The sequence below is a fragment of the Klebsiella sp. TF21-TM genome (genome assembly GCF_019753495.1).
Taxonomy (GTDB): Bacteria; Pseudomonadota; Gammaproteobacteria; order Enterobacterales; family Enterobacteriaceae; genus Klebsiella; species Klebsiella quasipneumoniae.
Window position 1 is genome coordinate 160,649 of sequence record NZ_JAIJYL010000005.1, and the last position, 11,504, is coordinate 172,152.

An 11,504-nucleotide genomic window follows, 5' to 3' on the forward strand; every position below is an offset into this window, starting at 1 on the left:
CGTGTAACGAAAAGTACTCCACAACCGTCCGGCCTGCACCCATTGCCGTTGTTTCCCCTCTCCTCTTTTCAAGCCAGCAGAAAATAAACTTCTGCTTATTCGATCCCCTTCGCATATATGAAAAATAAATTCCACACAACAATTGAAACAGAACAAACATTTCCTTAAGTTTAGGTCAGTTTATCCGGATGCGCGTTGCCGCAGGCGTCGGCATTGAGCGCCTCAGAGTGCGAATGATTTCAAAAAGGAGAGCACCATGTTAAACGGTCTGAAACCCTTATCCCGTTCCCTGCGTTGGGGCATGGTCGGCGGCGGGGGAACCAGCCAGATCGGCTACAGCCACCGCTGTGCGGCGCTGCGTGACAATGTTTACACCCTGCTGGCCGGCGCGCTTGACGTTGATGCCGAGCGCGGGCGCGCGTTTGGTGAACAGCTGGGCATCGCGCCGGAGCGCTGCTACGCCGACTACCAGACCCTGTTTCGTGAAGAAGCCCGCCGTCCTGACGGGATCGAGGTCGTCTCGGTCACCACCCCGAACAATACCCATTTCGCCATCACCAAAGCGGCGCTGGAAGCGGGCCTCCACGTCATCTGTGAAAAGCCCCTCTGCTTTACCGCCGAAGAGGCGCGCGAGCTGGTGGACCTGAGCAAAAAACAGAACAAAATCGTCGGCGTCACCTACGGCTACGCCGGCTATCAGATGATCCAGCAGGCGCGGCAGATGATTGCCGATGGGCTGCTCGGCGAGATCCGCATCGTCAATATGCAGTTCGCCCACGGCTTTCATAACCAGGCCGTCGAGCTGCAGGCAGAATCCACCCGCTGGCGCGTAACGCCGAAGTTCGCCGGGCCCAGCTATGTGCTGGGGGATCTGGCCACCCATCCGCTGTTTGTCGCCGAAACCATGGCGCCGCAGCTCAATATCAAACGGCTGATGTGCTCCCGCCAGAGCTTTGTCCCCTCCCGCGCGCCGCTGGAAGATAACGCCTTTGTCCTGATGGAGTATGACAACGGCGCGGTTGGCTCGATGTGGACCAGCGCGGTGAACAGCGGCGCCATGCACTCGCAAAAAGTGCGCATCGTCGGCGAAAAGGCGAGTATCGAATGGTGGGATGAGCATCCTAACCAGCTCAGCTATGAGGTGCAGGGCGAGCCGGCGCGCATTCTGGAACGCGGGATGCCCTACCTGAGCGCAAACGCGCTGGCGGACGATCGCATCGGCGGCGGCCACCCGGAAGGGCTGTTTGAAGCCTGGGCCAATCTCTATCGCCGCTATGCGCAGGCGATTGACGCCACGGACCGTGACGATCGCGCCTTCCTGCAAGACTTCTGGTATCCGGACGTCGAAGCCGGGCTACACGGCGTCTACTGGGTCGAGCAGTGCGTCAAATCGGCTGATGCCGGCAGCCAGTGGGTTGACTTTACTTTACCTTAATTTTCCCCCTCGCCAGTGGAGTCCCCCTCCACTGGTTTATTGATTTTTACCAACTTGTCGCATCACGCAACAGCCCCGTAATATCTGTTAAACAAACATTTATTTACGCTTCTTACCCCCCGCCGCTACACTAGGCGCAGTTTTTATATTGAGGTGGTAATGAACGATAACAAAATGACGCCAGGGGAACTGCGCGCGACCTGGGGTTTGGGGACGGTATTCTCCCTGCGCATGCTTGGCATGTTTATGGTCCTGCCAGTTCTGACCACGTATGGCATGGCATTGCAGGGCGCCAGTGAAGCGCTGATTGGCCTGGCGATCGGCATCTACGGTCTGGCGCAGGCGGTGTTCCAGATCCCCTTCGGACTGTTATCTGACCGTATTGGCCGCAAGCCGTTGATCGTCGGCGGCCTGCTTATCTTCGTGCTCGGCAGCGTCATCGCCGCGCTCACCGACTCCATTTGGGGCATCATTCTTGGCCGCGCCCTGCAGGGTTCCGGCGCCATCGCCGCCGCGGTCATGGCCCTGCTCTCCGATCTCACCCGCGAACAGAACCGCACCAAAGCGATGGCGTTTATTGGCGTCAGCTTCGGCGTCACTTTCGCTATCGCCATGGTGCTGGGGCCGATTATTACCCATCAGCTGGGCCTGCACGCCCTGTTCTGGATGATCGCCATCCTGGCGACCGTCGGCATCCTGCTCACCCTGTGGGTGGTTCCCAACAGCCAGAATCATGTGCTTAACCGCGAATCCGGGATGGTGAAGGGCTGCTTTAGCAAGGTGCTGGCGGAGCCGCGCCTGCTGAAGCTCAACTTTGGCATCATGTGCCTGCACATCATGCTGATGTCCACGTTTGTCGCGCTGCCCGGACAGCTGGAGGCTGCCGGCTTCCCGGCCGCCGAGCACTGGAAGATTTACCTGGTCACCATGGTTATCTCCTTCATCTCGGTGGTGCCGTTTATTATCTACGCCGAAGTGAAGCGCAAGATGAAGCGCGTCTTTTTGCTCTGCGTGGCCATCCTGCTGATTGCGGAAATTGTCCTCTGGGGCGCCGGAGGCTACTTCTGGGAACTGGTAGCGGGCGTTCAGCTCTTCTTCCTGGCGTTTAACCTGCTGGAAGCGCTACTGCCGTCATTGATTAGCAAAGAGTCGCCGGCGGGCTATAAAGGCACCGCGATGGGCGTCTACTCCACCAGCCAGTTCCTCGGGGTGGCGATTGGCGGCGCCCTTGGCGGCTGGGTCGATGGTTTCTTTGATTCACAGACCGTGTTTCTGCTGGGCGCGCTGCTGGCGATGCTGTGGCTGCTGGTGGCCAGCACCATGAGCGAGCCGCCCTACGTCAGCAGTCTGCGGGTGGAGGTACCGGACGGCGTGGTGGTCGACAGCGCGCTGCAGGCGCGTCTGCTCAGCGCCAGCGGGGTTCATCAGGCGCTGGTGGTGCCCGAGGAGCGCTCGGTGTATATCAAAATCGACAGCAAGGTCACCAACCGCTTCGAGATAGAGCAGCTCATCAAAGGGGTATAAAAAAAGCGGGGAATTCCCCGCTTTTTGCTGTCAGTCTGCCGCCTTAGTCGCGGAAGTTTTTGAACTGGAACGGTTGTCCCAGATCGCCACCGCGCACCAGCGCCATCACCGACTGCAGATCGTCGCGGGACTTACCGGTCACGCGGATCTCTTCGCCCTGAATCTGGGCCTGCACTTTCAGCTTGCTGTCTTTGATCAGTTTAACGATCTTCTTCTGCACCGCGCTTTCAATGCCCTGTTTCAGCTTCGCTTCAACAAACCAGGTTTTACCGCTGTGTACGATATCTTCCGGCACGTCGAGGGAGGTGCCTTCAATGCCGCGCTTGAGCAGCTTGGCGCGCAGGATATCCAGCAGCTGATTCACCTGGAAGTCAGACTCGCTCAGCACTTTAATGGTCTTGTTGGCGTCGTTTAATTCAAACGTGGCTTCAACGCCACGAAAATCAAAACGCGACTCGACTTCGCGGCTCGCGTTGTCCACCGCGTTACGGGCTTCCTGAAGATCAACTTCAGAGACAATATCGAAAGATGGCATCTTTTCCTCTCCTTCCGTTTCTTTTGCGTTGCATAATACCTGCAACGCGGCATAACTCAACTTGTTATCCCGGAAGCTTAGCTGATTACGCAACGCTCGCGCTATTTTCCCCATGCTGCCCGACGACGCCGAAACCCCCTTTCCGTCCGACGATGCGAAAAGCGACGAGATATACTTTAGCCATCAGCGCCTGGGGTAGCGGCAGATGAGGAGGAACAATGAAAGTAACCGTACTGGGATGCGGTGCACTGGGACAACTATGGCTGACCGCGTTGTGCAAACAGGGACATGAAGTCCAGGGCTGGCTACGCGTACCGCAGCCATTCTGTAGCGTCAACGTCATTGAAACCGACGGCTCGGTGTTCAACGAGTCGCTGACGGCCAACGACCCCGATTTTCTTGCCAGCAGCGAGCTGCTGATTGTCACCTTAAAAGCCTGGCAGGTTTCAAACGCGGTGAAGCACCTGGCCGCGATCCTGCCGGTCACCACGCCGATTGTGCTGGTGCATAACGGCATGGGAACCGTCGAGGAGCTGCGCAGCGTGAAACAGCCGTTGCTGCTGGCCTCCACCACCCAGGCGGCGCGCCGCGACGGGAATGTCATCATCCACGTCGCCCAGGGCACCACGCATATCGGGCCGGCAAAAAGCTACGAAGAGGACTACAGCTACCTCGCTGAAGTGCTGCAGAGCGTGCTGCCGGATGTCGCCTGGCACAACAATATCTTCTCGGCCACCTGGCGCAAGCTGGCGGTTAACTGCGTGATTAACCCCCTGACCGCGCTAAAAGGGTGTAAAAACGGCGATCTGCGCGACTATCCGCAGGAAATTGCGGCCATTTGTCGCGAGGTGGCGGCAGTGATGGAGCGCGAAGGTATTCATACCTCGGCGGAAAACCTGCTATTTTATGTCGAACAGGTGATTGAAAGTACGGCAGAAAATATCTCATCCATGCTGCAGGACGTTCGCGCCCAGCGGCACACCGAGATCGACTATATCACCGGTTTTCTGCTCAACCGTGCCCGCGCCCACGGCGTTGCCGTACCGGAAAACGCCCGCTTATTTGAACTGGTCAAGCGTAAGGAGAATGAATATGAGCGCGTCGGCACTGATTTGCCTCGCCCCTGGTAGCGAAGAGACCGAAGCGGTCACCACCATCGACCTGCTGGTCCGCGGCGGAGTCAAAGTGACCACCGCCAGCGTCGCCAGCGACGGCAACCTGACCATCGTCTGCTCGCGCGGCGTCAAACTGCTGGCGGATGCCCCGCTGGTCGAGGTGGCCGATGGCGATTTCGATATCATCGTCCTCCCGGGCGGTATCAAGGGCGCAGAGTGCTTCCGCGACAGCCCGTTGCTGGTGGAAACCGTCCGACAGTTCCATCTCTCCGGGCGCATTGTGGCCGCCATCTGTGCCGCCCCGGCGACCGTACTGGTGCCCCATCAGCTGTTCCCGATCGGCAACATGACCGGTTTTCCGGCGCTGAAGGATCATATCCCCGCCGATCAGTGGCAGGATAAACGGGTGGTCTGGGATCCACGGGTGAATCTGTTAACCAGCCAGGCGCCGGGAACATCGATTGATTTCGCCCTGAAAATGATCGATCTGCTGGTGGGGCGCGAGAAAGCGTATGAGGTCGCCTCGCAGCTGGTGATGGCCGCCGGCATCTATAATTACTACGAAGCCTGATAGCCGGTCCGCGCCGCGGACTGGCTCCCCCTTTTCCTGAGGAGTCGTAGCATGTCCCGAAGCGCAACCGATTCTCGCGATCTTGTTATCAGCCGCCAGCTCAGCGCGCCCGTCCCTGCCCTGTGGCGCGCGTGGGCCGACCCGGCATTACTCAAAACCTGGTGGTGCCCGAAGCCCTGGCAAACCGAGGTGCTGGCCTTTGATTTTCGCGCCGGCGGGGCCTTTCACACCGTGATGCACGGCCCTGACGGTGAACGCAGCGATAACCCCGGCTGTTTTCTTGAGGTTATCCCGCAACAAAAAATCGTCATGACCTCGATGCTGACGGCGGATTATCGTCCCGCCGTTTCCCCCTTCGCGATGACGGCCATCATCACCTTTGCCGATGAACAGGGCGGGTGTCGCTATACGGCCACGGTGCTGCATGCCGACGATGAAACCCGCGAGCAGCATGAGCAGATGGGATTTTTCGAGGGCTGGAATATTGTCATCGATCAGCTGAATGACCTGGCGCTGACCCTGCGCTAATACACGCCCCTGCCAATAGTAAAAAGGCCTTCCATCAGGGAAGGCCTTTTGCATCATAACAACCTGTTACGGGCGATAAACTTTTACGTTGCTGAAACCCTGCTCGCGCAGATAAAGCGCCTGCAGACGGCTCATCACCCCGCGTTCGCACCACAGCAGCCAGGTTTTGCTCTGATCAAGATCGCCAAATTTGGTGCTCAGCTTATAGAACGGCAGGGAAACGACCTCAACCCCCTCGACCTTCAGCGGCTTGTCTTCCTGCTCGTCGATGGAGCGAATGTCGAGGATCGCATCGTTGGCGCCAAAGCCGGTCACGGTTTCCACTTCCACCACCGTCTCTTCCGTCTGCTGGGCGATTTCGCGGATATCGATATTGCTCGCCTCTTCCACCACTTTATCGAGGATGCTGAAATCGAAGTGTTCTTCTTCCGCTTCAATCTTCGCCTTCACCGCCTTCACGGTCGGGCTTTTGGAGATCACGCCGCAGTACTCCGGCATGGTGCGGGCGAAATCTTCCGTGCCGATCTCGCGGGCCAGGTCGATGATGTGCTCTTTATCGTGCGAAATCAGCGGACGCAGGATCAGGGTATCGGAGACGTTGTCGATCAGGCGCAGGTTGGTGAGGGTCTGACTGGAGACCTGGCCCAGCGCTTCGCCGGTGACCAGCGCCTGCACGCCGTAGCGTTCCGCGACCTTTGACGCGGCGCGGACCATCATGCGCTTGAGCACCACGCCCATCTGACCGTCATCCACTTTTTCGAGGATTTCGCCGACCACCGGCTCAAAGTTAATCGCCACAAAGCGGACGCGGTGCGAGCTGCCGAAGCGGTTCCACAGATAATGCGCGACCTGGCGGACGCCAATCTCATGGGCGGCGCCGCCAAGGTTAAAGAAGCAGTAGTGCACACGGCAGCCGCGGCGCATCAACATGTAGCTGGAGACGCCGGAGTCAAAGCCGCCGGAAATCAGCGACAGCACATCTTCCTGCGTGCCGATCGGGAAGCCGCCGATACCTTCATAGCGGCCTTTCACCAGCAGCAGGCGATCGTTTTCAATCTCAAGATTGACGGTGACGTCCGGGTCGGTCAGCTTCACGCGCGCCGTTTCAATATGCTGATTCAGGCCGCCGCCAACGTAGCGCTCCACCTCAATTGAGGTGAATTCATGTTTGCCGCGACGCTTCACCCGCACGCAGAAGGTTTTGCCTTCCAGCGCCTCGCGCCACAGCGGCAGCGTCTGCTCAAAAATATCGTGCAGCGAGGTGAACGGTACGTCTTCGACTTCCAGAATATGGTGGATGCCGGGAATACGGGTCAGCGCATCGCGAATAGCCGGGCGCTGATTTTCATCTTTCGCGCGAACTTCGATATGATCCCAATGACGAACGACGGCCAGCGTCTCGTCATAGTTTTTGAGAACGTTACGAATGTTCCCGGTTAAGATTTTAATGAAGCGCAACCGCACAGATTGGCTTTTGATGGTGATTTCCGGGAACAATTTAATGATAAACTTCATGGCGACAATAGTTCGTTGGCAAGCCCGACGGGGCTTTAAGCAAAAGTTGTAAAGCAGCGCACACCGGTGCCTGCATCCTGGGCGCGGAGTATATCACCATTGCGCGTTATTTGCTTACACGCGTGACTTCGTTACCATACCCGGTATTGCCGTCGCGACATAACAAGAGTCTACATTCACTATGCCAAAGAAAAATGAGGCCCCGGCCAGCTTTGAAACTGCGCTGGGCGAACTGGAGCAGATCGTTAACCGTCTGGAAAGCGGCGATTTGCCGTTAGAAGAAGCGCTCAGCGAATTTGAGCGCGGGGTCCAGCTGGCCCGCCAGGGGCAAAGCCAGCTACAGCAGGCCGAACAGCGCGTGCAGATCCTGCTGGCGGATAGTGAAGATTCCCCGACCACGCCTTTTACGCCGGACGCTGAATAAATGGATTTCCCGCAACAATTGCAGGCCTGTGTGGAACAGGCTAACGAGGCGCTGCGCCGTTTTATCGCGCCGCAGCCCTTTCAGAACACTCCGCTGGTGGAAGCGATGCATTATGGCGCACTCTTAGGCGGTAAACGCCTGCGTCCCTTCCTTGTCTACGCTACCGGCGAGATGTTCGGCGTGAGCCGCACCACGCTGGACGCCCCTGCCGCCGCGGTCGAATGCATTCATGCTTATTCCCTGATGCATGATGATTTGCCGGCGATGGATGATGACGATCTGCGTCGCGGACTGCCGACCTGCCATATTAAATTTGGCGAAGCCAACGCAATTCTTGCGGGAGATGCCCTGCAAACGCTGGCGTTTTCTATACTCAGTGATGCGCCGATGACGGACGTCCCTGACCGGGATCGTCTGGCGATGGTTTCCGAACTGGCGCAGGCCAGCGGCGTGGCGGGCATGTGCGGCGGCCAGGCGCTGGATCTGCAGGCGGAAGGACAGCAGGTGAATCTGCAGGCGCTGGAGCGTATCCACCGCCATAAAACGGGCGCGCTGATCCGCGCCGCCGTCCGCATGGGGGCGCTGAGCGCCGGCGAACGTGGGCGCGCCGCCCTTCCCGCGCTGGATCGCTATGCGGAAAATATCGGCCTGGCCTTCCAGGTCCAGGATGACATTCTCGACGTGGTAGGGGATACTGCGACCCTTGGCAAACGTCAGGGTGCCGACCAGCAATTGGGTAAAAGCACCTATCCCGCCCTCCTGGGCCTTGAGCAAGCCCGGAAGAAAGCGCACGACCTGATCGCTGATGCCCGCCGGTCGTTAGATGAACTGGCCGCACAATCTCTGGATACTTCGGCACTGGAAGCGCTCGCGAATTACATTATTCAGCGCGATAAATAAACAATAAATGAGTCTCTGATGAGTTTTGATATTGCCAAATACCCGACCCTGGCGCTGGTAGATTCCACCCAGGAGTTGCGCCTGTTGCCAAAAGAGAGCCTGCCGAAGCTGTGTGATGAGCTGCGGCGCTACCTGCTGGACAGCGTCAGCCGCTCCAGCGGTCACTTTGCCTCTGGCCTCGGCACCGTGGAACTGACCGTGGCGCTGCACTACGTCTATAACACGCCCTTCGATCGCCTGATCTGGGACGTCGGCCACCAGGCCTACCCGCATAAAATTCTGACCGGCCGCCGCGACAAAATCGGCACCATTCGCCAGAAAGGCGGCCTGCACCCCTTCCCGTGGCGCGGTGAGAGCGAGTACGACGTACTGAGCGTCGGTCACTCCTCCACCTCCATTTCCGCTGGCATCGGGGTGGCTATCGCCGCCGCGAAAGAGGATAAGCAGCGGCGCGCGGTGTGCGTGATTGGCGACGGGGCGATCACCGCCGGCATGGCGTTTGAGGCGATGAACCACGCCGGAGATATCAAACCCGATCTGCTGGTGGTGCTGAATGACAATGAAATGTCGATCTCTGAGAACGTCGGCGCGCTGAACAATCATCTGGCGCAGCTGCTCTCCGGTAAGCTCTACTCCACCCTGCGCGAAGGCGGCAAAAAGGTCTTCTCCGGCGTACCGCCGATTAAAGAGCTGCTTAAGCGGACCGAAGAGCATATCAAAGGCATGGTGGTGCCTGGGACGCTGTTTGAAGAGCTGGGCTTTAACTACATCGGCCCGGTGGATGGCCACGATGTGCTCGGTCTGGTCAGCACTCTGAAGAACATGCGCGACCTGAAGGGCCCGCAGTTCCTGCATATTATGACCAAAAAAGGCCGCGGCTATGAGCCCGCCGAGAAAGACCCGATCACTTTCCACGCGGTGCCGAAGTTCGACCATACCAGCGGCGTGCTGCCCAAAAGCAGCGGCGGTCTCCCCTCCTACTCGAAAATCTTCGGCGACTGGCTGTGCGAAACGGCGGCCAAAGACAGCAAGCTGATGGCCATCACCCCGGCGATGCGCGAAGGTTCAGGGATGGTGGAATTTTCGAAGAAATTCCCCGATCAGTACTTTGACGTCGCCATCGCCGAGCAGCATGCGGTCACTTTCGCCGCCGGACTGGCGATTGGCGACTACAAGCCCGTCGTCGCCATCTACTCCACGTTCCTGCAGCGAGCCTACGATCAGGTGATCCACGATGTGGCTATTCAGAAGCTGCCGGTGCTGTTTGCCATCGACCGCGCCGGGATTGTCGGCGCAGACGGCCAGACGCATCAGGGGGCGTTCGATCTCTCCTTCCTGCGCTGTATTCCGGATATGGTGGTGATGACGCCGAGCGATGAAAATGAATGCCGCCAGATGCTGCACACCGGCTACCACTACAGCGACGGACCCTGCGCGGTGCGCTATCCGCGCGGCAGCGGCACCGGCGCGACGCTGGAGCCGCTGGCATCGCTGCCGATCGGCAAAGGGGTCATGAAGCGCCAGGGCGAGAAGGTAGCGATCCTTAACTTCGGCACCCTGCTGCCGGAAGCCGCGGCGGTGGCGGACAAACTCAACGCCACCCTGGTGGATATGCGCTTTGTGAAGCCGCTGGATACCGCGCTGATCCTGCAGCTGGCAGGCGAGCACGACGTTCTGGTGACGCTGGAAGAGAACGCCATTATGGGCGGCGCCGGCAGCGGCGTGAATGAAGTGCTGATGGCCCATCGCCGGGCGGTACCGGTGCTCAATATTGGCCTGCCGGATGTCTTTATTCCGCAGGGCACTCAGGAAGAGATCCGCGCCGACCTCGGCCTTGATGCCGCCGGCATTGAAGCCAAAATCCTCGACTGGCTGACATAATCGCCCCTCCCGCTCCTGCTATGCTTAAGGGATACCCTTGATGAATAGCAGGAGCGCACTATGCACTATATCCCCCTCGGCGATACTGCCTTACGTGTTTCCCGACTCTGCCTCGGCTGCATGACCTTCGGCGAGCCGGACCGCGGCAGGCACGCCTGGACGCTTCCGGAAGAGAGCAGTCGCCCGCTCATTCAGCACGCCATTGAAGGCGGCATCAACTTCTTCGATACCGCCAACAGCTACTCCGACGGCAGCAGCGAAGAGATCGTCGGCCGCGCCCTGCGCGACTTTGCCCGCCGCGATGAGGTGATTGTCGCCACCAAGGTCTATCATCAGGTCGGCGATCTGGCGGAAGGGCTTTCCCGGGCGCAGATCCTGCGCTCCATCGACGACAGCCTGCGCCGTCTCGGGATGGACTATGTCGACCTGCTGCAGATCCACCGCTGGGACTACAGCACCCCGATTGAAGAGACGCTCGAAGCGCTGGACGAGGTGGTGAAATCCGGCAAAGCGCGCTATATCGGCGCCTCGTCCATGCATGCCCGGCAGTTTGCCCAGGCGCTGGCGCTTCAGCAGCAGAACGGCTGGGCGCGCTTCGTCACCATGCAGGATCACTACAACCTGATTTACCGGGAAGAAGAGAATGAGATGCTGCCCCTGTGCCAGCGTAACGGCGTGGCGGTGATCCCGTGGAGCCCGCTGGCGCGCGGCAGGCTGACCCGCCCATGGGGTGAGACCACCGCCCGGCTGGTCTCGGATGAGTTCGGCAAATCGCTTTACAGCACCAGCGAAGAGAACGACGCGCAGATCGCCGGGAATCTCGCGGACGTGGCGGAAGAGCTCGACGCCAGTCGCGCACAGGTCGCCCTCGCCTGGCTGTTAAGCAAGCCCGGCGTCGCCGCGCCGATTATCGGTCCGTCGCGTCAGGAGCAGCTCGATGACCTGCTGCAGGCGGTGGATTTGACGCTATCTTCGGAACAGATCGACAAACTGGAGGCGCCCTATCAGCCGCATCCGGTGGTGGGCTTTAAGTGACGGGCGTGATTTCCCCGACAGCATGGCGCTGCCGGGGAGCA

11 protein-coding genes are annotated in these 11,504 nt (G+C 59.2%); 9 read left to right on the plus strand and 2 right to left on the minus strand.

Translation table 11 applies throughout. The features are described from left to right. Positions 1 to 256 precede the first annotated feature (256 nt). Positions 257 to 1,435, plus strand: coding sequence for a Gfo/Idh/MocA family protein (locus tag K5R89_RS06980; RefSeq protein ID WP_023288604.1), 1,179 nt, complete (start codon positions 257 to 259; stop codon positions 1,433 to 1,435). A 159-nt stretch (positions 1,436 to 1,594) separates the two neighbouring features. Beyond that, the gene (locus K5R89_RS06985) at positions 1,595 to 2,959 is read left to right on the plus strand and encodes an MFS transporter (RefSeq protein WP_023288603.1); all 1,365 of its coding nucleotides are present in this window, start codon (positions 1,595 to 1,597) and stop codon (positions 2,957 to 2,959) included. A 43-nt stretch (positions 2,960 to 3,002) separates the two neighbouring features. Here K5R89_RS06985 and K5R89_RS06990 read toward each other — a convergent pair whose 3' ends face one another. Then, the gene (locus K5R89_RS06990; protein WP_002891465.1) at positions 3,003 to 3,494 is read right to left on the minus strand and encodes a YajQ family cyclic di-GMP-binding protein; all 492 of its coding nucleotides are present in this window, start codon (positions 3,492 to 3,494) and stop codon (positions 3,003 to 3,005) included. Positions 3,495 to 3,712: 218 nt separating this feature from the next. On the opposite strand from K5R89_RS06990, the gene panE reads away from it, so the two are divergent. The 3 genes from panE to K5R89_RS07005 are packed head-to-tail and all read left to right on the plus strand — an operon-like array spanning position 3,713 to position 5,708. Then, positions 3,713 to 4,624: a 2-dehydropantoate 2-reductase gene (panE, locus tag K5R89_RS06995; RefSeq protein WP_064155202.1), complete on the plus strand. Its 912-nt coding sequence runs from the start codon at positions 3,713 to 3,715 to the stop codon at positions 4,622 to 4,624. Continuing rightward, on the plus strand, positions 4,587 to 5,180 hold the full coding sequence (gene yajL / locus K5R89_RS07000; RefSeq protein ID WP_023288601.1) for a protein deglycase YajL: 594 nt from the start codon (positions 4,587 to 4,589) through the stop codon (positions 5,178 to 5,180). The genes panE and yajL overlap by 38 nt, the downstream gene beginning before the upstream one ends. Before the next feature lie 51 nt (positions 5,181 to 5,231). After that, positions 5,232 to 5,708, plus strand: coding sequence for an SRPBCC family protein (locus tag K5R89_RS07005; protein WP_060591754.1), 477 nt, complete (start codon positions 5,232 to 5,234; stop codon positions 5,706 to 5,708). Positions 5,709 to 5,774: 66 nt separating this feature from the next. On the opposite strand, the gene thiI is transcribed toward K5R89_RS07005, so the two are convergent. Then, positions 5,775 to 7,223 (minus strand): tRNA uracil 4-sulfurtransferase ThiI, encoded by a 1,449-nt coding sequence (thiI, locus tag K5R89_RS07010; protein WP_004151340.1) that lies wholly within the window; start codon positions 7,221 to 7,223, stop codon positions 5,775 to 5,777. A 181-nt stretch (positions 7,224 to 7,404) separates the two neighbouring features. Between thiI and xseB the strand changes: the two genes are divergently transcribed. From xseB to K5R89_RS07030, 4 genes are read left to right on the plus strand one after another with little or no spacing between them, the layout of a single operon-like run. Continuing rightward, on the plus strand, positions 7,405 to 7,647 hold the full coding sequence (gene xseB / locus K5R89_RS07015) for an exodeoxyribonuclease VII small subunit (protein WP_004204824.1): 243 nt from the start codon (positions 7,405 to 7,407) through the stop codon (positions 7,645 to 7,647). Continuing rightward, on the plus strand, positions 7,648 to 8,547 hold the full coding sequence (gene ispA / locus K5R89_RS07020; RefSeq protein WP_004204826.1) for a (2E,6E)-farnesyl diphosphate synthase: 900 nt from the start codon (positions 7,648 to 7,650) through the stop codon (positions 8,545 to 8,547). Between the two features lie 18 nt (positions 8,548 to 8,565). Beyond that, on the plus strand, positions 8,566 to 10,428 hold the full coding sequence (gene dxs / locus K5R89_RS07025) for a 1-deoxy-D-xylulose-5-phosphate synthase (protein ID WP_217220213.1): 1,863 nt from the start codon (positions 8,566 to 8,568) through the stop codon (positions 10,426 to 10,428). Between the two features lie 60 nt (positions 10,429 to 10,488). Further along, positions 10,489 to 11,463 carry an aldo/keto reductase gene (locus tag K5R89_RS07030; protein ID WP_217220220.1) on the plus strand — a complete coding sequence of 325 codons (975 nt, stop codon included), beginning with the start codon at positions 10,489 to 10,491 and terminating at the stop codon, positions 11,461 to 11,463. Positions 11,464 to 11,504 lie beyond the last annotated feature (41 nt).